General features: G+C 61.5%; 19 protein-coding genes. 11 read left to right on the plus strand and 8 right to left on the minus strand.

Annotation, left to right across the window (positions count from 1 at the left end):
* Positions 1-37: 37 nt before the first annotated feature.
* On the plus strand, positions 38-2,296 hold the full coding sequence (locus VGD45_RS25710; RefSeq protein WP_331158431.1) for a TonB-dependent receptor: 2,259 nt from the start codon (positions 38-40) through the stop codon (positions 2,294-2,296).
* On the opposite strand, the gene VGD45_RS25715 is transcribed toward VGD45_RS25710, so the two are convergent.
* Entirely contained in the window at positions 2,279-2,719 is a 441-nt protein-coding gene (locus VGD45_RS25715) for a heme-binding protein (RefSeq protein ID WP_331158240.1), read from the minus strand. The two genes, VGD45_RS25710 and VGD45_RS25715, sit on opposite strands and share 18 nt — an antisense overlap.
* Before the next feature lie 161 nt (positions 2,720-2,880).
* Here VGD45_RS25715 and VGD45_RS25720 point away from each other — a divergent pair, with 161 nt between their 5' ends.
* Positions 2,881-3,915, plus strand: a complete 1,035-nt coding sequence (locus VGD45_RS25720; RefSeq protein WP_331158241.1) for an MBL fold metallo-hydrolase — start codon at positions 2,881-2,883, stop codon at positions 3,913-3,915.
* Between the two features lie 21 nt (positions 3,916-3,936).
* Here the strand turns inward: VGD45_RS25720 and VGD45_RS25725 are convergent, their stop codons facing one another.
* Positions 3,937-4,794 carry an alpha/beta hydrolase gene (locus VGD45_RS25725; protein WP_331158242.1) on the minus strand — a complete coding sequence of 286 codons (858 nt, stop codon included), beginning with the start codon at positions 4,792-4,794 and terminating at the stop codon, positions 3,937-3,939.
* A gap of 92 nt (positions 4,795-4,886) precedes the next feature.
* Between VGD45_RS25725 and VGD45_RS25730 the strand changes: the two genes are divergently transcribed.
* The 3 genes from VGD45_RS25730 (at position 4,887) to VGD45_RS25740 (ending at position 7,872) form a co-directional block, all read left to right on the plus strand.
* Complete coding sequence (locus VGD45_RS25730) at positions 4,887-5,600, plus strand: HAMP domain-containing sensor histidine kinase (protein WP_331158243.1); 714 nt, start codon at positions 4,887-4,889, stop codon at positions 5,598-5,600.
* Between the two features lie 111 nt (positions 5,601-5,711).
* Positions 5,712-6,647 carry an enoyl-CoA hydratase/isomerase family protein gene (locus tag VGD45_RS25735; RefSeq protein WP_331158244.1) on the plus strand — a complete coding sequence of 312 codons (936 nt, stop codon included), beginning with the start codon at positions 5,712-5,714 and terminating at the stop codon, positions 6,645-6,647.
* Between the two features lie 7 nt (positions 6,648-6,654).
* Positions 6,655-7,872: a carbohydrate porin gene (locus VGD45_RS25740; RefSeq protein WP_331158245.1), complete on the plus strand. Its 1,218-nt coding sequence runs from the start codon at positions 6,655-6,657 to the stop codon at positions 7,870-7,872.
* Between the two features lie 47 nt (positions 7,873-7,919).
* On the opposite strand, the gene VGD45_RS25745 is transcribed toward VGD45_RS25740, so the two are convergent.
* Both VGD45_RS25745 and VGD45_RS25750 read right to left on the minus strand, forming a co-directional pair.
* Positions 7,920-8,465 (minus strand): cytochrome P460 family protein, encoded by a 546-nt coding sequence (locus VGD45_RS25745; protein ID WP_331158246.1) that lies wholly within the window; start codon positions 8,463-8,465, stop codon positions 7,920-7,922.
* A 20-nt stretch (positions 8,466-8,485) separates the two neighbouring features.
* The gene (locus VGD45_RS25750) at positions 8,486-8,917 is read right to left on the minus strand and encodes a DUF6130 family protein (protein WP_331158247.1); all 432 of its coding nucleotides are present in this window, start codon (positions 8,915-8,917) and stop codon (positions 8,486-8,488) included.
* Between the two features lie 177 nt (positions 8,918-9,094).
* Between VGD45_RS25750 and VGD45_RS25755 the strand changes: the two genes are divergently transcribed.
* The 3 genes from VGD45_RS25755 (at position 9,095) to VGD45_RS25765 (ending at position 11,367) form a co-directional block, all read left to right on the plus strand.
* Positions 9,095-10,111: an alpha/beta fold hydrolase gene (locus VGD45_RS25755; RefSeq protein ID WP_331158248.1), complete on the plus strand. Its 1,017-nt coding sequence runs from the start codon at positions 9,095-9,097 to the stop codon at positions 10,109-10,111.
* A gap of 70 nt (positions 10,112-10,181) precedes the next feature.
* The gene (locus VGD45_RS25760) at positions 10,182-10,802 is read left to right on the plus strand and encodes a VOC family protein (protein ID WP_331158249.1); all 621 of its coding nucleotides are present in this window, start codon (positions 10,182-10,184) and stop codon (positions 10,800-10,802) included.
* 46 nt (positions 10,803-10,848) lie between these two features.
* A complete protein-coding gene (locus VGD45_RS25765; protein WP_331158250.1) occupies positions 10,849-11,367 on the plus strand; it encodes a VOC family protein in 519 nt (172 codons plus the stop codon).
* Between the two features lie 54 nt (positions 11,368-11,421).
* On the opposite strand, the gene VGD45_RS25770 is transcribed toward VGD45_RS25765, so the two are convergent.
* The 4 genes from VGD45_RS25770 to VGD45_RS25785 are packed head-to-tail and all read right to left on the minus strand — an operon-like array spanning position 11,422 to position 18,265.
* A complete protein-coding gene (locus VGD45_RS25770) occupies positions 11,422-11,991 on the minus strand; it encodes an NAD(P)H-dependent oxidoreductase (protein ID WP_331158251.1) in 570 nt (189 codons plus the stop codon).
* A 57-nt stretch (positions 11,992-12,048) separates the two neighbouring features.
* Positions 12,049-13,734: a PAS domain-containing sensor histidine kinase gene (locus VGD45_RS25775; protein WP_331158252.1), complete on the minus strand. Its 1,686-nt coding sequence runs from the start codon at positions 13,732-13,734 to the stop codon at positions 12,049-12,051.
* Positions 13,735-13,740: 6 nt separating this feature from the next.
* Positions 13,741-16,041 (minus strand): TonB-dependent receptor, encoded by a 2,301-nt coding sequence (locus VGD45_RS25780; RefSeq protein WP_331158432.1) that lies wholly within the window; start codon positions 16,039-16,041, stop codon positions 13,741-13,743.
* A complete protein-coding gene (locus VGD45_RS25785; RefSeq protein ID WP_331158253.1) occupies positions 16,019-18,265 on the minus strand; it encodes a GAF domain-containing sensor histidine kinase in 2,247 nt (748 codons plus the stop codon). The genes VGD45_RS25780 and VGD45_RS25785 overlap by 23 nt, the downstream gene beginning before the upstream one ends.
* Before the next feature lie 228 nt (positions 18,266-18,493).
* Between VGD45_RS25785 and VGD45_RS25790 the strand changes: the two genes are divergently transcribed.
* The 3 genes from VGD45_RS25790 (at position 18,494) to VGD45_RS25800 (ending at position 20,843) form a co-directional block, all read left to right on the plus strand.
* Positions 18,494-18,943: a YsnF/AvaK domain-containing protein gene (locus VGD45_RS25790; protein ID WP_331158433.1), complete on the plus strand. Its 450-nt coding sequence runs from the start codon at positions 18,494-18,496 to the stop codon at positions 18,941-18,943.
* Positions 18,944-18,962: 19 nt separating this feature from the next.
* The gene (locus VGD45_RS25795; RefSeq protein WP_331158254.1) at positions 18,963-19,802 is read left to right on the plus strand and encodes a YsnF/AvaK domain-containing protein; all 840 of its coding nucleotides are present in this window, start codon (positions 18,963-18,965) and stop codon (positions 19,800-19,802) included.
* Positions 19,803-19,919: 117 nt separating this feature from the next.
* A complete protein-coding gene (locus tag VGD45_RS25800) occupies positions 19,920-20,843 on the plus strand; it encodes an NAD(P)/FAD-dependent oxidoreductase (RefSeq protein ID WP_331158255.1) in 924 nt (307 codons plus the stop codon).
* Positions 20,844-20,857: the final 14 nt, after the last annotated feature.

Here is a 20,857-nt window from a genome sequence, read left to right on the forward strand (position 1 = left end):
TCTTTGTCTTTCGGCTCTGGCGCTTCCCTTGACGGCGATGGGGGAAGGTTCTGGTGAAGCCTCTTCGAATCAGGTGGCGGAGATCATAGTCACCGCGCAGAAATGGGCGCAGTCCGCCAACACCGTGGGAATGCCCATCACGGTTGGTACAGCGGAAGTGATGCAGACCCGCGGCATCGATTCTGTCGCCGACCTGACCCGGCTGGTCCCGGGCTTCACCATTCAGGAGAGCAATTACAATTCCACCTCCTTCACGTTGCGCGGCGTCGGGTTCTTCAACAGCGATCTTTCGACGACGCCCGCCGTGACCGTTTACGTGGATGAAGCGCCGTTGCCCTATGCGGCGATGGCGAAGCTCGCTGCATTCGACGTATCGCGAGTCGAGGTGTTGAAAGGGCCGCAGGGCACACTTTACGGACAGAATGCGACGGGCGGCGCAGTCAACTACATCGTGGCGAAAGCTACGGATACTCTGCAGACGGGCGTCGACACGAGCTACGGAAGCTTCAATCGTACGCAGCTCTCGGCGTTCGTAAGCGGTCCCATCGCTGAACGAGTGCGAGGACGAATTGTCGTGCAGGGCCGTCGCGGCGATCCATGGCAGGAAAGCATCAGTCGACCGAACGATCGATTGGGAAGGATCCGCGAGCTGCAAGGTCGCGCCGTGCTCGAGTGGCTTGCCTCCGAATCTTTTACTTCGACCCTGTCCGTCACTGTGACTCAGGACAGATCCGACAGCCTGGCGGCGCAGTTCGTCGCGCCCGTGACCAAGTTTCCTGATTTCGTCCCGCCGGGACTGCTGACATTTCCTATCGTCACAAACTCTCGCGCCGCCGATTGGACGCCGGTGAGACTCGACACTCAGGCGCCGTTTCCCTATGCCAACGACACGACGCTTTATCACGGCAGCTGGCGCAACGAGTACCGGATCAGCGACGCCATCACCGCGACCTCGCTTACGTCATATGCGCATTTGGACACGGCGTACGGTCAGGACTCGGACGGTACGCCGTTCCACATTACCGAGGTCGTCGATGAATCGGGGCGCGTCGAGGACTTCTATCAAGAGCTGCGCGTCTCGGGACGCCACGAGTGGGGCGGCTGGTTGCTGGGCGTGAACTACACTCAGGATGACGTCGACGATGAACCGCACGCGCTGTTCGCGGATAACGACGTCGGCCGTCTGTTTCAAGCCTTGGATCCGCTGGCCTATGGCGACCAAAGCTTGCAGAAGGGCCATATGGACGCGACCACCTATGCCGTCTTCGGTCGGCTCGAATATCAGCTGAGCGATCGACTCATGATCGAAGGGGGCGTGCGGTACAATGTCGACCGTCGCACCTACGACAACTGCGGTATCGCTGTCTCCGAGCATTTCGCGCGATTCTGGAATCTGTTTCGCGGCGGCGCTCAGCCTGCGACCGAGGTCGGCGACTGCTTCGTGCTCGACCCGGCCGATGAACTGCGACCGGTCGATGTCGTTCACCGCACGTTGAACGAGAACAGCACGTCATGGCGGGCCGGCATCAACTGGAATCCGCGCACTGATGTTCTGCTGTATGCAAACGTCAGCCGCGGGTTCAAAGCAGGCGCCGTTCCCGTGCTGGTGGCGTCTACGGTGACGCAATTCACGCCCGTGACGCAGGAGTCGCTGCTGGCATACGAGACCGGCGTCAAGGCGAGCTTGTTCGATCGTCGAGCTCAGTTGAATGCTTCGGTGTTCTATTACGACTACCAAGACAAGCAACTGCGAGGCACATTGCTCGATCCGACCTTCGGCCAGGCCGAAGCGCTGGTCTCGATTCCTCGATCGCACGTCGTTGGCGCCGAGATGCAGTTGATCGCGCACCCCATCGATGGGCTCACCTTCGATTTAGCCGCCACCTATGTGGATGCCGAAATCGACGAGTTCATGGGCTTCGACGCCCAGGCGCAGTTCGGCGACCAGTCCAACACTCCGTTTCCCTTTGCGCCGAAATGGCAGGCGAATGCCAACGCCGATTACCGATTCCCCATCGACGGCGCCGTGACGGGCTTCGTTGGCGCGTCCTTGACATACAACAGCCAGACCTACGCGGGCGTTGGCGCCATCGACGCACTCCGCATCGACGCTTTCAATCTTCTCGATCTGCGCGCGGGCGTCGAGCTCGACAAGGGACGCTATCGGGTGTGGGCCTGGGGCAAGAACGTCACCGATGAGTACTACTGGAACAACGTCTTCGCCAACGGCAACGCCATTGCACGCTTCGTCGGACAGCCGGCGACGTACGGTGTGAGCTTATCCGCAAGATTCTAGGAACGACAGCTCGAATCCGGCGACGGCCGCGCGCGCGACGATCACATCGTCGTGCACGCTGCCGCCGCTTGCACCGACCGCGCCGATCACGACGCCATCGACTTTGATGGGAATGCCGCCGCCGAAAATAACGACACGAGATGAGTTGGTGGTGTGGATGCCGAATGCCGGCTGGCCGCTCTGCGCGAACTGAGAGAACTCATCGGTCGCTCGATCGAATGCACGCGCCGTCCAGGCTTTATCGATAGCGATACTCACGCTGCCTAACCACGCGCCATCCATGCGGGCGTGCGCGATCAGCTCACCACCAGCATCCACGACGGCGATGTTGTACGGAACCCTGAGCTCGGCCGCCTTTTGCTCGCCCGCTGCGATGATTCGTCGGGCGTCGGCGAGAGTAAGGGACTGAATGGACCGCGGCATCTGAAGCTCTCCGTCATGGTTGCGTTGAAGATATGCAATCACGAATGCTGACGCGCGCCCATCGCACGAACGTATGCATATACCATCGTCCTATCGAAGCGATCTCTGTCGGCTGTTCTGATGCTCGCGATCGAGACACCTACTCACAGAGGAGAAGCTTCATGAATCCAGGAATAGTCGCGATGCTGTTTGTGACGGCGCTGCTGTGCCAGCCGAGCGTTCGTGCCGACGATGTCAGTGCACCGGGTGCGCCGTATGCAAACATGCCCGAGATCGCACCCATTGGAGTACGCATCGACAAACATTTGCCGATTCCGGCACAGGCGAAGGGACCGCCGGTCGACCCTGCAAAGGGATATCGCCTGCAGGAGCTGGGTAAGGGCCTTTACATGATCAGCGAGGGCGCCTATCAATCGATGTTCATGGTGTACGAGTCGGGTGTGGTCGTGGTCGATGCGCCGCCGACCTACTCAGCGCATATCGTCAAGGGCATCCGCGAGATCACGGACAAGCCGATCACACACCTGGTCTACAGTCATTCCCACACCGACCACATCGCTGGCACGAACGACCTTGGCAAGGTGCCGACGATCATTGCCCACGAGGAGACCAAGCGCCTGCTGCTACGGGATAACGATCCGCAACGCCCGCTGCCGACAGTGACGTTCAAAGACAAGTACACCCTGAAAGTTGGGAGCCAGGTGCTGGAGCTCTCCTACCACGGCGATGCGCACGAGCCAGGGAACATCTTCATTTACGCGCCAGCCCAGCAGACGCTGATGGTGGTCGACGTGGTGTTCCCGGGCTGGATGCCGTGGCGGCGATTCGCCGTTGCCCACGATGTGCCCGGTCATTTCGCTCAAGTGGAGCGGATTCGCGAGATCCCGTTCAAGACGTTCGTGGGCGGGCACGTGGCGCGCACCGGGACTCCTGCGGATGTGGATCGTCAGTGGGAATTCATGACGGACCTGAAGGCGGCGGCATCCTCGGCGCTCGCGTCCACGAAGCCGGGCGAGGGGATGGATCCGGCAACCATCCGCGACAATCCCTGGGCGGTCTTCGACGATTACATCGATCGTGTGGTCATTCAATGCGTCAATTCGCTGACTCCCAAGTGGTCGACGCAGTTAGCCGCGTACGATGTTTATATCTGGGATCAGTGCTACGCGATGGAGCAGAGCCTGCGAATCGATTGACGCCGACGACCTCGGGCCCGATCAGGGTCCGAGGAACTTCGCGACGTGGCCGGCGATGTCGTCGGCCGCAGTGTCCAGTGCGAAGTGTCCCGCATCGAGCATGTGAATCTCGGCGTCAGGCACATCGCGCTTGTAAGCCTCGGGTTCGACGATTCGAAACGACGGATCGTACTTCCCCCAAAGCACGAGCAGGCGCGGTTGCCTGGCGCGCAGCCAGGCTTGCCAGAGGGGATAAGACTCGACATTGTGCCGATAGTCATAAAAGAGCCCGGTTTGGATGTCCGCCTGGCCGGGCTGATTCAGAAACGCGAACTCGTCCGTCCAAAGATCGGGGTCATAGCGTTCGACATCGGGATCCGTGCCAACGTGCCTCGCGCGTGTCGTTGCCAATGAGAGCAGATTCTCCCGGAGCGCAGCCGTGTTGTTGGCCGGATCCGCCCAAAATGCCCGGCGAGCCTTCCAGTTGTCGCCCAGCCCCTCGTCATGAGCAACGGCGTTCTGAACGATGAGCGCTTCGATCCGTTCCGGATGCGACAGCGCCATGCGGAAGCCGACCGGCCCGCCATAGTCCTGCATATATAAAGAGTAGCGTCCGAGCCCCAGCTTCTGGGTGAAGCTGCTCATCAGCTCCGCGTAGCGATCGAACGTGTAGCTGAAGTGCCGTGGGTCAGGCCAGTCGCTATGACCGAAGCCCGGATAATCGGGCGCCACCAGCCGATACCGGTTCGAGAGTCGCTGCAACAGCGGCTCGAACATCCGCGAGGACGACGGAAGCCCATGGAGCAGGAGCAAGGTGCGTGCGCCCGGCGGACCCGCCTCTCTATAGAAGATCGAGAGCCCGTCGATCTCGATCGTGCGATATCGGGCCGCGTGCGGCATAAACACCTTCGTCTAAACGATACAACCAGGCGGTCGTGCTTCAATTGCGGCCGACATAGGAATGTTCCAATGGGATTCGACAGGGGAAGAGCATGCTCGTTCCGAGTGAATCGCGAGAGACGATTGAAATGCGACAACTGGCCATCGTCGCTCATGAGCTGCGCAATCCTCTAGCCGCGGCGTGGTGCGCTGTGCGTATGTTGGGAAGAACCACGCCTTGCACGCCTGAGATAAAACAAGCCTTGCCATTGATCGAGCGGCAGCTTGGATGCATCGCAAGAATCGTCGACGACCTGGTGGATGTGGCGAGCGTGACATCGGGGAGACTTTCGTTGCAAAAGCAGCGCGTGGATCTCACGGAGCTGTTGCAGGGCGCGATTCACGCCTGTCGCCAGCGCATCGATGCAGGCGGACACGAGTTCAGCATTTCGATGGGAATGGCCCCAGTCCTCGTGAACGCCGATCCCCTGCGACTCACGCAGGTATTCGCCAATCTTCTGGATAACGCGGTCAAGTACAGCGAGCCGTGCGGCCGTATCGGTGTCGCGATGGAGAGTTGGCACGAAGTGGCCGTCGTGATGGTGGAAGACAATGGCGTCGGCATCCGGGCCGACGTACTGCCGCGAATATTCGATCTGTTCGTGCAAGGTGGCACACCGATGATTGGCAGCTCGCGAGGCTTGGGCGTCGGGCTCGCGGTCGCGAAACAGATCGTGGAGGAACATAACGGCCGCATCGAGGCACGCAGCGCGGGTATCGGCTTCGGAAGCCGCTTCACCGTGAGAATTCCGCTCGCAAAGATTTGAAGCGCACGAATCGGCTTGCGCAATACCATCGTGTAATCGATTGCGCTCGCGCTCTTTGGTCTGATGTCACTCGAGATTGAACTTGAGTGAACCACAGATCGGAGATTCGTCATGAAGATTCGTTTGCTCGTCGCGGCCGTCCTGTCGCTCGGCATCGCTACGTCGGTGCCCGTGCTGGCTGAAGCAACCTCCAAAGGCTCGCCGCGAGCCGTCGCGAAACAGGAGGTCTTGCTCGCGCGGGTCACTCCAGAGTACTGGCGCGTTACTTTTCACAACCCGCCATTCAACATCTTCGGGCCGGAATCGATCGGTCAGTTGAACGAAGCGATCACGGCCATCGAGCGCGATCCCAAAGTGAAGGTGGTCGTGTTCGACAGCGACGTACCCAACTTCTTCCTGACTCATTACGACTTCGTGCCGCCGCTGACCGACACGACGAGTCTGCCGAACGGGCCGACGGGTTTGCCGCCGCTGCCGGACATGCTCGTGCGACTCAGCAAGGCGCCGGTGGTCTCGATCGCATCGATTCGCGGACGAGCGACGGGCGTGGGCAGCGAGCTTGCCTTGGCAAGCGATATGCGCTTTGCGAGCCGCGAGAAAGCGCTCTTGTCGCAATGGGAGATTGGCGCAGCGCTGGTGCCAGGCGGTGGTCCGATGGCGCGCTTGCCGTCACTCATGGGGCGGGGGCGTGCGCTGGAAGTATTGCTTACCGGCAACGACATCGATGCGGAGCTTGCCGAGCGCTACGGCTACGTGAACCGCGCGCTGCCCGATGCAGAGCTGGACCGGTTCGTCGATGCGATGGCCCGTCGCATTGCCAGGTTCGACAAGCAAGCCATCCGCGACATCAAACATCTGGTCGATGTCGTGTCGTTGCCGTCTGACGAGCAGATCGGCGCGGGTTGGGAGGGGTTCATCAGCTCGGTGCAGCGCCCTCAGGCGCAGCAGCGAATCAAACAACTGATGGAGCGTGGCCTGCAGAAGAATGCGGATGTCGAGAAGCGGCTGGCCGATTACACGGGCACGCTCGGCGATTCGGCCAAGTGAATCTGCTGTGAGTGCTCCCAAGTATAAGCTGCTGGCGTCGGCGGTGGCGGTGCTATGCGCCATCCAGGCCCGCGCCGACGACGCTGGCGGCTTCGACCATCGAATCACGGGCGATTGGCGTGGAATGCGCACGTTGCTTGCCGAAGGCGGCTTGAATCTCTCGCTCGGCTATGTCGGTGAGTGGGTGCACAATGCGAGCGGCGGCGAACGTTCCACCACCGCTTATGCCGATCAGATAGCGTTCGGTGCCGATCTCGATTTCGAGTCCTTGCTTGGATGGCCAGGTGGATCGCTCCACCTCGTCATCACTAACCGGAACGGCCCGCAGCTCGATGCCGAGGCCGGTCTCGGCACGCTGCTCGAGACGCATGAGATCTTCGGCCGCGGGCACTACACGCGGCTGACTCGCTTTTATCTGCAACAGGACTTGCTCGGCGGTCGTGTGACATTCAAGGCGGGCCGTAGTGATGTCGACTTCTTTCCATTCTCGTGCGACTTCATCAACATCAGCTTCTGCGGCGCTCTGCCGGGATATCACAGCAATGGTTGGTACACCTGGCCGATCGGCCAGTACTTTGCCAACGTGACGATCAAGCCGGGGGCCGGGTTCTATGTGAAGGCAGGGGCAAACGACGTTAATCCACGCAATCTCGACGGCGATCAGGGCTTGCGTCTGCATACCCGGGACAATCCTCAACGGGGCACGTTGGCGAACGTCGAGGCGGGCTGGCTGCCGCAGCTCAAGGGCGAACTATCGGGTTCATATCGAATCGGATACTGGCGCAACAGCACCGGCTATCCGGATCTGCTGCTCGCAGAGGATGGCTCGCCCGTGATACCTGATTCTTCCTCCGGCTACTACGCGCTCGTCCAGCAGCAGCTGGCGAACGATGGAGCGGGTGGAGGTCTCAGTGTGTTCGCCAACTTCTCGCATTCCGACCGTGACGTGAACAAGGTGGATCGTCTCTGGTCGCTGGGCCTCTGGTACACCGGGATCACTCCCTCGAGGCCTCATGATCGGGTCGGGTTGGCGCTCGGGCATAACCGGGTGAGTGGGCGCCTGCGTGGCTTCGGGGCAGAGAAGCCGGTTGAGCTGAACTATAGCTTTGCCGGTCCGCGGGGTTTCGTGTTGATGCCAAGCCTGCAATACGTTGGAGATGCCGGTGGCCACCGTGACGCCGAAGATATCTGGATCGTTGGCGTGAAACTGTCAGCGGAGTTCTAGCCTGCTGGAGCGCGCCGCTTCGATCCAGCGACGCGCTCGCTTTGCCATCAACGCTTCTGGTACGGGTGGAAGATATAGTCCTTGTTCTTCACCGCCGTATGGCACGCATTCCCGCAATCGGCGACGCCGGTCGGATCGACGGAGAATTTGTCGGACGGAGCGTCGTAGTTGAACAGCGCATAACCCCATCCGCCACTCTTCGGAAACCGTTTGGCGTCCTTTTCCATCACGAAGGCCTGCGTGAAGACGTCCGGCACATCCACGACGAACGGCGCCTCCGTGCTCTTCTTCGGCTTCCACTGCAGCTTCACGATCTTGGAGCCATCGGGGAAGGGCTGGCCGTTGCCCGGCGCGCCCGCCTTGTATGCCTTGATCATGGTGGGATTGCCCACGATGACCTTGAGCACTTCGTCGGTGCGGGCGGAGGAGACCACCGCCCAATCCTCGTAGCCCTTGAAATCCGCGAATGCGATTCCGCTCGGTGACTTCAGCGAGTACTTGTCCTGCGCGCCCTGAGCGTGAATGGCCACGCCCGCGAGTGCGCCGAGCAACGCGGTCGATGTCGCGATGGTGAGTTTGATAGTGCGTTTCATGGCTGATCCTCGGTGGGTTGTTACAAACGAGTCGACTTGCCCGGCGATTTGAACGTCACCGTCTGCGAGGTGAGCACGCCGCCTTCGGTATCCACCGCCTGAATCAGCACCTTGTGCTCGCCCTTCGGCAGATTGATCAGGATGATGGTGTTGCTCTGGCCGTAATCCGCCCACTGCCACGGCAGGTCGTCGACAGTGATGTGAAGATGCCCGACGCGAGGAGACACCTCGCGGGACGAGGGACCGCCGATGGGCAGGATGCGCAAGTTCTCTACGCGATAGGGAATGTATGCGACGCCATTGGCGAGCGGTCCGGGAAGGGGCTGCTCGACGATCAGCTTGGGCGGCGGTTCGTCCTCGGCGGGCACGACGAGCGATGAGACGTCCTGCGCCCACGCGTTCGCGGCGAGCAGCAGTCCAGTTGCGACACTCGCATATCTACTGGCAAGCATGTTCATTTCCTGTTTCTCCAATAGGGGAGAATTGACTGTAACGAGCCGCGAGCGAGGCGGTCGATTAAACGAAGGTGTCGGTCGAGGCAAGCTTCAGCCGCGGGCTGCAGATACGAACGTCTAATCGACGCCGCGACGATCAGCTGATCAGATCGGTGCGACTCAATGAGGTGAGATATGTTCGGTAACATCGTTCGAACCAGGCGCGATCTGCTCGGCGCTACCATGCTCGGAGCGGCCCTCGCGCCGATCGCCGGCGTTTCATCTGCCCGAGCGGACTCGTCGTCGCTACGGTCGTTTGCGTCGATCGAGCGCATCGACACCGGCGAGCTGGAGGTTGCGTACGCGGAGGAAGGTCCCGCCAACGGCAAGCCGGTGCTGCTGTTACACGGCTGGCCCTACGATATCCATAGCTTCGTGGACGTGGCGCCATTGCTCGCGAAGGCCGGCTATCGCGTCATCGTTCCGCACCTTCGCGGCTATGGTGGAACGCGCTTCAAGTCCGCCGCGACGCCACGCAATGGCCAACAAGCCGCACTGGCGGCCGATGGCATTGCGCTGTTAGACGCACTTCGACTCGATAGGGTCATTGTGGCCGGTTTCGATTGGGGCGCCCGCACCGCAAATATCATGGCGGCGCTCTGGCCAGAGCGATGCAAGGCGCTGGTCTCAGTGAGCGGCTATTTGATCGGAAGCCGCGATGCCAACAAAGCGCCACTGCCACCCAGCGCGGAGCTGCAGTGGTGGTATCAGTACTATTTCACGACGGAGCGAGGCGAGGCCGGCTATCGGAAGTACACGCGCGAGTTCGCGCGATTGATCTGGCAGCTGGCCTCGCCTCGGTGGAAGTTCAGCGACGCGGAGTTCGAGCGGTCGGCGGTGTCGCTGGACAACCCCGATCAGGTGGCGATCGCGATTCATAACTACCGATGGCGGCTCGGCCTGGCAGAAGGAGAGGCGCGTTTCGATTCAATCGAGAGCAAGCTTGCCGCGCTTCCCGACATCAGTGTGCCGACGATCACGATGGAGGGCGATGCGAACGGAGCGCCGCATCCCGACCCAAGCGTCTACGCCAAGAGATTCACCGGGAAGTACCAACACCGCACGATCGGCGGTGGCGTAGGACACAACCTGCCTCAGGAGGCGCCGGAGGACTTTGCAAAAGCGATCCGTGACGCCGATACCTTGGTGTAATCGAGATCGAACGGCCGCTCTGCTGTTATTGGTGCTCACGGCGGCATCAGCCATTCATCAGGAGCTCGAAATGAGCGCTACGCCCTCACAGGATTTCAAACTCGAAGTCGTCGTCATCCCCGTCGCGGACGTGGACCGATCCAAACGTTTCTACACCAGTCTGGGCTGGCGGCTCGATGCCGACTTCTCGGCCGAGGGTGGCTTCCGCGTGGTTCAGATGACGCCTCCCGGCTCGCCGTGCTCGGTTCATTTCGGAAGCGGCTTGACGTCGGCGCAGCCGGGGTCCGCGCAGGGAATGTATCTTGTGGTGTCCGACATTGCAGCGGCGCGTGCCGAGTTGATAGAGCGCGGCGTCGAAGCGAGCAACATCTTCCATCGCGTCGCACCGGGCAAGCCCGCCGCCGACGGTCTGCATCCGCAACGGGCCAGCTACTCCTCGTTTGCGACGTTCAGCGATCCAGACGGCAACAAATGGTTGCTGCAGGAGATCAGCTCGCGACTGCCTGGACGAGTCGGTCCCGACGCTGTGACGTTTACCTCCGCCGCCGAGCTTACGAATGCCCTGAAACGTGCCGCCACCGCGCACGGCGAGCACGAGAAGCGAACGCCCGGTCAGAAGCACGACGATTGGCCGGAGTGGTACGCCGCGTACATGCTGGCGGAACACACTGGAAAGCCGTTGCCCACGTGAGGGCGTCGCATTGGAACTCCTTCGACCAACTACGCGAGATCGACCTATGAGCAAAGCCGCCAATCCTCTCGAAGCTCCGCCTGTGTATCTCGAACCGCCGATCGGCGAGATGATGCTGGAGGTCGTGGTGATTCCAGTGTCGGATGTCGATCGAGCCAAGCGCTTCTATGCCGATCTGGGCTGGCGACTCGACTTGGACTTCGCTGCAGACGATGGTTATCGCGTCATCCAGTTCACTCCGCCGGCCTCGTCCTGCTCGATAATTTTCGGCGCGGGAATCACGACCGCGGCGCCTGGTTCCGCTCAGGGTTTACATCTGATCGTCGCGGACGTCGGGACAACGTGCAGCAAGCTGCGCGAGCGAGGCGTGGAGGTCAGCGAGCCATTCCACGATTCGAGAGGAGTGTTCCATCACATCGACGGGCAAAGCAGGGTCCATGCAGCGCACCCACAACGCCGAAGCTATGGCACATACGCCTCTTTCAAGGACCCTGACGGCAATAGCTGGTTCTTTCAGGAGGTCACCGCTCGCTTGCCCGGGCATGAGGCGCCACTGCCAAAGTGAGACATCGGCACGACTCGGACGGACGCGCGGCAGGTCGACCTGCCGCGCGAAGTCCTATTTACCCGCCGCAGATCTGAGGGCCTTCAGCGCGCCGCCCCACGCGACCAGTTGATCGACCAATGCGTTGACCTCGCTTTCATGTCGGGCCACGGGTTTGAACACGGAGAAGTTCTCGAAATCCGTGAATAATGACAGGCTGACGTGCGCACGCACGTCGGCGATCATCAGCTCCGCCATGACGGCACGCAGGTGCTCCACAGCACGTACGCCACCGGCGCTCCCATAGCTGACAAACCCTGCGGCTTTGTTATTCCATTCGGCGTAGACGAAATCGATGGCGTTCTTCAACGCCGCCGAAATGCCGTGGTTGTACTCGGGCGCAACAAATATGTAAGCATCGAAAGACGCGACCGTTGCGGCCCATTTTTTCGTGTGCTCATGCGTGTAGCGGCCGAGGCTCGGTGGAATGGGCTCATCGAGCAGCGGCAGGTCGTATTGGGCGATGTCGACGAGCTGGAACTCGGCGTCGGTTCGCAGGGATGCAACGTCGAGTACCCAGCGAGCGACGGATTCATTGAGGCGCCCGGGCCGGGTGCTGCCCGTGATAATTGCGATTCGTATCATGATCGATCTCCTCGTTGTGTGCGGGAAGATCACAGCAGAGGCGAGCAGCGCCAGCGATTACACGATGGTGTCGGTGCGCTCGGCGGGAGCACAGGGAAGGGAAAAGGAGAATGCCGAGCCGGGCCCTTCGTTGGCGCACGCCCAGAGTTTGCCACCGTGGCGATCGAGAATGGACTTGCTGACGGACAGGCCGATGCCCATGCCGTTGGGCTTGGTCGTATAGAACGCCTCGAAGATCTTGTCGAGATCGTCAGGCGCGATCCCGCAGCCGGTGTCTTCAACCGTGAGCTGCGCAATGCCGGGAGTGGACTGCACTGTCTTGACTGTAATCTGGCGCGTCTGCTGATCTTTCGCGCCGATCGCATCGGCTGCGTTCAAGACCAGGTTGAGGATAACTTGCTGCAACTGGATCCGGTCGCCCACCACTGAGGGGAGCGCTTGATCGAGATCCACGCTGAGCGCGATCCGGCGGCGCTGCAGATCGTGGGAGCAGATCGAGATCACTTCTTGTGCCGCTTCATTCAAGTTGAATCGCTCGGCGGAAAAGTCCTGGCGGCGGAACAGGTTTCGGAGACGCTTGATCACTTCGGACGCCCGGTGACCGTCACGAACGATCCGCTCCACTGCCTTGATCGCGCGCTCAGGATCCGACTGGCTGGAAGTGAGCATGCGCAGGCAGGCGCTCGCATTGGTGATGATTCCGGAGAGCGGCTGGTTGACTTCATGAGCGATCGACGCGGCCAACTCGCCGAGGCTCGCCACGCGCGTCACATGGGCAAGTTCGGACCGCACTTTGTCGAGCGCTTGCTCGGTGAGGCGGCGGCGCGTGATGTCCTGTGCTACGCCCACGCACTCCATGCGCCCGTCCTCATAACGGAACACACGAGTCGAGCCCCTCATGTATTTGATCCGGCCGTCCGGCATGATGTGCCGCTCTTCATTGTCAGGAATGTCCTCCCCTCTGAAGATGCGCCTGATTCTCTCCTCGACCATGGGGCGGTCGTCCGGATGAACTTGCGGCAGCAGGTTTAGAGACATGGGTTCGAGGCTCGGGTCGAGCTCCCAATTGCGGTACTCCTGCCGGGACCACATGAGTTTGTTGTTGATCACGTCCCAATAGAAAGAGCCGGTCTCGCTGATGCGCTCGGCGCTTTCGAGCAGAGATTCTCTGCGCCGCAGTTCGTCGCGCGCCCGAGAGCGCTCGATGGCGATGCTCTCGATGCGCGCCAGACGCTCGGCGATGGCGTGCTGATCAGTGCAATCTGACGACGCCTGCAAGGCCACCTCGGACAACAGGGCCAGAGTCTCGTTCAAAGGGCGGCCGCGTGCGATCAAGTCGAAAAGGCGTCGTTCACCGTCCAGTACGATGGCTGCGAGTTTCCGTTCGTGGATATCGACGATGACGCCACACCACTTGCGGATATTGCCGTCCGGATCGCGCACCGGACTGGATCGGAACGAGAACCAGCGATAGATGCCGTCGTGGCGCCGGACTCTTGCTTCCACCTCGCCGCCGGACCCGGCCATGCGAAATTGCTCCCAGGCCGCCGTGACGGCCGCGACATCATCAGGATGGATGACGCTCATCCATTGCCAGTCGCGCATCTGCTCGAGCGACAGGCCGACATAGTCCAGATACTGTCGATTGAAGAACTCGCCGGCGCCATCGGCGCGCGCCGACCAGGCCATCGCCGGAATCGAATCGATGACGCCCTGAAGCGCGAAGTCTCGTTGTGTCGTCATTTCCGCCTAACGATCGAACGGGCGAACAGCGAGCCGCAGCCAGATCTCGCGACCTTGCCCGTACGCGCAGAGAATCTCGCCCGATCCGGCCGGACCCCGAATCGGCGCGCCGGAGACCATGCCCGGGAACGCGGCGCCGGCGGGGTAATTGATGTCGTAACAACCGCCGGTGGTGAGCTGATCGGTCAGGTTGTTACCGATGAGCGCCACTTCCCAGCGAGCGTCCCGTGTCTTGAGCCGGACATTTGCAAATAGCTTGGTGAAATCGTCCTGGAACCCGTGCTGGCGGCGGCCCATGTCGACCAGATAGTCGGAGGAATATTGCACGCCGGCGCCAACGCCGAGGTCGAGGCTCTGTCCGACGGGAATGTCATAGTCGACGCCGATATTCGCTTGCACGGAGGGTGCGCGGGGAAGATGAGTGCCCGAAAGGTCCTGGCCGTTGTAACGCACCGGAAGGCCCTGCACTGGATCGTTGGCGTAATAGCCCGCCGCGATCTCCGCCGGATCGGTGACGAGTGAGGGCTGCAGATTGCAGCCTTCGGCGATGGTTTGCCCGGGATAGCAGGGCGCGTTCAAGAAGCGGGTGAAGCGGCCATGGTTCCAGTTCACTGCGCCGGAGAGGCTCAACCCCTCGACTCGATTGGGTCGGTAACGCAAGGCGAAGTCCACTCCGTACACTTCGGCTTCTCCCGCGTTGTATGTTTTCAGCCCGGGGATGCCGCTGGCTGCGACTCGGACCAGTCCCACCTGCAGCCCGGTGTACTTGTAGCGATAAGCCGCGAGATCGAAGAACAGCTCTCGGCCGCCGACATACCCCTTCAAGCCGATCTCGCCGCCGCGGCCGCGCTCGTCGCCGAACGAATTGTCCTCTCCGGGATTGAGCGGAAAGTTGATGTTGTAGGAGCCGGATTTGTAGCCCTGCTTGAGCGAGCCGAAGACCGTCAGATTTTCATTCGGCAACCAGGAAACGGTCAGCTCCGGCGACCAGTTGCTCGAATGCAGGCGGGGCAGCGGCGGAGCGATGGGAGTGTCCTGGACGCCGGTCTGAGCGCCGGTCACATCGTAGATCACCGCGTGATCGTTGCGCTTCTCATCGGTCCAACGCACGCCGCCGGCCAATTCCAATGTCTGCACGGGCCGGAACCGGAGTTGACCGAACAGCGCCACCGAGCGGATGTCCAGATCGTGCGATCCTTTCAGGACTGTCGGCGGTAAGCCGTAGGAGCGGTTGCCCGGCACGGTCGTTTCGCTTTCGATATTGGCTTCCTGGAAGAATGCGCCCGTAGTGAAGCCAAAAGCGCCGCGTTCCGCGTTCAAGCGAACTTCCTGAGCCGCTTCCTCTCTGCCGAACACCTTGATGACCGACAGCGGCGGCGCTGCGCCGCCGGCCCAGGGACCGTTCTGCAACCCGTCCAGATCGAGGTCGTAGTAGCCCGTCAACGAAGTCAATGTGACATCAGGGGCGAGGGTCCAATTCATCTCCAGCGTGCCGAAACGCTGATCGGTGTCGGTGAACCCGACTCCGTTATTGGGCACGCCGTGAAAGTTGCGCGGGTCCAGATCGATGGTATTGACGTTGTGGTCCGCCCGGCAGTTCTCGTTCGGGCTGAATAGCGAGGGCAAGGGGAGGCCTACATCGGGCAGATAGTTGCGCGTCCCGTCCGGACAATAGACCAGTTGCGCCGGCACGCCGCCAAGGACGCGATCGTGCGTGGCGTTGAGCTTGAGCCGCGCAGAGAATGCTTCGGCAGGTCGATAGACCGCGGTCAGCCGATGGTAGTGCGAACGTTTCTCTCCAATACGATCATCGGGCTGGCGGCCTCCGGTTTCGGGCAGCGCCACCGCCGTGTTGCGAAAATAGCCTTCACCGGAAGTGAATTGCGATGACAGCCGAAGCCCCAGTGCATCGCTCACCGGGCCGGAGAGGATGAGATCCGTACGCCATTCCTCGGCCGCGTTCTCATAGGCCTCCCGGCCGATGACCTCGAACTTCTCGCCAGGATCCGCCGTCCGAATCGCCACCACGCCACCCGGACTATTCTTTCCGAAGAACAGAGGCTGAGGTCCCTTGAGTATCTCGATCCTTTCCATGTCGAAGACACCGACGGAATAGGCAGCTCCTTGTCCCAGCTGCAGGCCGTCGAGATTCAGCGCGACGGACTGGTCGATGCCGGGATCGAGCAAGCTGGCGCCGACACCGCGAAGCGAAATCTCGGTGCCCACTTCTATGGAAGACGCGCCGAGCAGCAGTCCCGGCGTCAAGGCAGCGACGTCGAAGAGATCATTGACCTGTCTGTTGTCCATCTCTTCCGCGTGTAGCACCGAGGCAACGACCGGAACCCGCAAGGATTCCTCCTCGCGCTTGCGGGCGGTCACAATGACTTCTTCGCTTAGCGCCGCCTCCTGGGACAGCGCCGCGGAGAACGGTTGCAGTGTCATCGCGAACAGGGCCGCGCTTCGGGCGGTGTCGCCAACGGCTTTGAATGTTCGATTCATCTTGCACCTCATCGATCCGTTGAGCTTCCTGGTGCGCGTCACCCCTCCCACGAGGCGCGCAGGGAAGAGAAAAGGAAAATGCCGAGCCGGGCCCTTCGTTCGCGCACGCCCAGAGCTTGCCGTCGTGGCGCTCGACAATGGACTTGCTCACGGACAAGCCGATGCCCATGCCGTTGGGCTTGGTCGTATAGAACGCCTCGAAGATCTTGTTGAGATCGTCAGGCGCGATCCCGCAGCCGGTATCTCGAACAGTGAGCTGTGCCACGCCGGTCGTGAGCTGCACTGTATCAATGGCAATCTGGCGCGGCTGGCGATCGCTGGCGCCGATCGCGTCCGCGGCGTTCAGTACCAGGTTGAGGATGACTTGCTGGAGCTGGATCCGGTCGCCAACCACGGACGGCAGCTTTGGATCGAGTTCCACGCTGAGCGCGATCCGGCGCCGCTGCAAATCGTGCGAGCAGATCGCAATGACCTCTTGCGCCGCTTCATTCAAATTGAACGGCTCGGCAGAGAAGTCCTGGCGACGAAATAGATTCCGGAGACGCTTGATCACCTCGGAGGCGCGGTTGCCGTCGCGAATGATCCGCTCTACTGCCTTGATCGCGCGCTCGAGATCGGGGTGGCCTGCTGTGAGCATGCGCAGGCAGGCGCTCGCGTTGGTGATGATGCCGGAGAGCGGCTGGTTGACCTCGTGCGCGATCGATGCAGCCAACTCGCCCAGGCTCGTCACACGCGTCACATGAGCAAGCTCGGACCTGACCTTGTCGAGCGCGTCTTCGGCGAGCCGGCGCCGCGTTACGTCTTGCGCCACGCCGACGCTTTCCCGGCGCCCGTCGTCGTGGTTGACGACCTGGAATGCGGTACTCAGATATTTGATCCGCCCATCGGGCATGACCAGGCGATACCCGCCCTCGGGGCTGGCTTCCCCGTTGAATGCCCGGACCGTGTCTTCGTAGATCCTCTGGGCGTCGTCGGGGTGAACGGTGGCCAGCAGGTTCGGGTACACAGGCTCCAGGTTCTCATCGAGCTCGTGGATTCGATACATCTGTTTCGACCAGACCAGCTTGTTGTTGTTCATGTCCCAGGAAAAGGAGCCGGTCTCGCTGATCCGTTCGGCGGTCTCGAGCAGATATTGCCTGCGGCGTAGCTCATCTTCCGCACGCAAGCGTTCAATCGCGATGCTCGCGATGCGCGCCATGCGTTCGATGATGCCGTGATGATCGGCTTCCGGACGCGCGGGTGTGCGGCGATAGATGCAAAGCGTACCGAGCACGGTTCCGCCGCTCGAATAGAACGGCGTGCTCCACGCCGATCTCAGTCCGCACGCCAGAAGCTGGGCCTGCGCCAGTGTCTCGTCCCAGCGAGGGTCCGTTTGCAGATCTTCGGCTATCACCGGGATTTTTCCGCTGGCCGCCATGCCGGAGGGCGAGAGGTCCGCCGTCAATGCTGCTCCAACTGCCGCGGCACTGAAGTCTGGCGGAAGCGAAGGGGCGAAGGCGTGTTCGAAAAGCGTTCGGGTCCTGTCGACGACTCGCACTTCGCAATGGCAGATGGGAAGAGTCTGCTCGACCACCTGGCACAACGCGCTCAGCACCTCGCGCAGCGGACGACTGCACGCAATCGACTCCAGCAGTTGCCGTTCGGCCTCGATCATGATGGCCGAGCGCTTCTGCTCCTCGATATCGACGTTGACGCCGTACCACTTGATGACAGTTCCGTTGCCGTCGCAAACCGGGTTCGCGCGGACCGAGAACCAGCGATACGCGCCGTCGTGACGCCGGATTCGAGCTTCGAGATCGCTGGCCGCCGGGGCGACCCGCAGGTTCTCCCATGCCGCCATCAGCGAGCTCACGTCGTCTGGATGGATGACGCTCGCCCATTGCCAATCACACACCTGTTCTAGCGTGAGGCCGACGTAGTCCAGATAATGACGATTGAAGAATTCTCCGGTGCCATCGGCGCGCGCCGACCATGCCATTGCTGGAATGGAGTCGATGACGTGCTGAAGTTCGAGATCGTTCGCAGCGCTCATGGGGCACTCCGGCCTTTCACGCCGATCTTGCGCATCGGTGCCTCCCGCGGCCGATGAGTGGGTGTTTTCAGTTCGCACATCATCGCTTTCCAATGCGGCAACCGCCATTGATACCAAGGTATCGGTTCGACCGCCCGAGCGCTGGGGCTACTGTCGAGCCGGCAGCCAGAGCTGTGCGCTATCGCCGTCAGAGCCTTTCCAGTTGCTCCCTCAACGAATGCGACCGGGATTCGCAGGAACTCTTCCGCAGCCGGGCGGTTAGTAGACAGCCCTGCGGAGAACATCGTGAGTGATGAGCAAGAGCGGCGCGTTCCGGTGGTGGAGGAGCGAGCTCGCATCGAAAAGCGCGTGGTGGAGCGCAAGGTCGTCAGGATTCGGACGGCCACCAAGGAAAGCCAGCAAATCTTGTCGGATACCCTGCGCCACGAAGAAGTGGACATCCGCCGCGTGCCTGTGAATCGAGAGATCGACGCCGTGCCGAAGGTTCGCGAGGAGGGCGACGTGATCGTCATTCCCATCGTCGAGGAGCGCGCGGTGCTGGTCAAACAGTTGATACTGGTAGAGGAGTTGCACGTCCAACGCAAAGTCGTGCAACAGAACGTGGAGGTTCCGGTCCGTCTTCACTCGACCGAGGTTTCCGTGGAATCAGAAAACTCACCGAGCGGTGAGCCAACGTGAAATGCTTTCGGAGAGGATCATGACTACACGAACGATTACTGCAATCTACGACTCGGAGTCGGAGGCGCAGGCAGCGCGAGCGCAGCTGCTCGACCACGGCCTGGACGACGGCGACGTGCGGATTGTGAGTCAGCAGCTGACTTCCACGCGCGTGGGCACGGACGCGGGCGAAGACAGGGGCATTTGGGAGTCGATCAAAGATTTCTTTGTCGGGGATGACGATCGGCCGATGTATTCCGAAGGACTGCGTCGCGGAGGATGTTTACTCACGGCGCGGGTGACGGATGAGCGCAGCGACGAAGCGATCGCCGTGCTCGAAGGCACGAACGCAGTCGACTTGGACCAGCGCACGGAGCAGTGGCGTGCCGAGGGGTGGTCTGGTTCGAGCGGGGACTACCTCGAAGATGACGCCAGGCTATCAACGGGTGAAGTCGGCGCCCGCGACGAGCGGTCGATCCCGATCGTCGAGGAGCGGCTGCGAGTCGGCAAACGCGAAGTCGATCGAGGTGGAGTGCGCGTACGTTCCTACATCGTCGAGGAGCCCGTGCGCGAAGACGTGTCTCTGCGAGAGGAACGCGTCGAGATCGAAAGACGACCCGGTCAGGCGGCCGCCAGCCCCGAAATGTTCCGCGATCAGACCATCGAAGTCAGCGAGCGCGGCGAGGAAGCGATGGTCGCGAAGGATGCGGTGGTGAAGGAGGAAGTGGTGGTGCGCAAGACGGCTGACGATCGCACCGAAACCGTCGAAGACACCGTCCGCCACACTGAAGTGGATGTCGAGGACACTCGCGACACCACAACGACCCGCGATCCTGCGGGAACCAAAGGTACGAAGCCTCGCACCCGACGGCCTACCTAGGATCGCCGCCCGTCGTCGACGCGGGCTCGGAGGCATTTGCCTCCGGGCTCGGCGCCGCTCAGTCTGGAACTTGCGCGCGGTTCTCTCGTTGCTTGATAAACACGGGGAACCCGAGCGATGAGTGTGGCAAGGGATTGGGATGTAGTCATCGTTGGCGCCGGTCCCGCAGGCTTGAGCGCGGCGCTCGTGCTGGGACGTGCGAGGCGCAACGTGCTCCTATGTGACAAGGGAACGCCGCGCAATTGGGCATCCAGGCGCCTGCACGGTTTCGTTACCCGGGACGGCATCGATCCCAAGGAATTCCGGACTCTGGCCTATCAGGAGATCGCTCGCTACGAGCAGGTCAAGCTGCGTTTAGAAGCAGTAGTAGGAGCATCGCCACTCGCGGCGGGCGCGGGCTTCACTGTGAGGTTCGCGCGAGGCTCGAAGGTGCGTACGCGAAAGTTGCTTCTCGCCACCGGCGTACTCGATCACTTACCGCCAGTTCAGGGTATCGAAGAGCGTTTCGGCGTCAGCGTCTTCCAATGTCCGTACTGTCACGGCTGGGAATTTCGCGATCGCGCGGTGGCGGTGTACGGTCGCGGCAAGCGAGGCTTTGAAATGGCGCGCGCGATGACGGCTTGGACCGGCGATATCGTCCTATGCACCGATGGCGCTTCGCACTTGACTCGCGCGGCTCAACGACAGTTGCAGCGTAACGGCATCGAACTTCGCACCGCTCGCATCGCTCGGCTCGAAGGGCGGCGCGGTCAATTGACACAGATCGTCTTTCGCAATGGCGATGCGTTGCCGCGAGATGCATTGTTCTTCGATACGCCATCCTCCGAACAATCAGCCCTGTCGCGAGCCATCGGGTGTGAGTATGAGAGCGATGGCGGCGTGAAGTGCGGCCAGTATTCCGAGACGAGCGTTCCCGGGGTTTATGCCGCCGGCAATATCACGCGCGACGTGCAGTTGGCGATCGTCGCGGCAGCAGAGGGGACCAAGGCCGCGTTCGGTATCAACCGGGCGCTGACTCGGGAGGACTTCGCTCTTCGCTGAGGCGGATCGCGCTG

The sequence above is a fragment of the Steroidobacter sp. genome (assembly GCF_036402275.1).
Lineage (GTDB): Bacteria > Pseudomonadota > Gammaproteobacteria > Steroidobacterales > Steroidobacteraceae > Steroidobacter.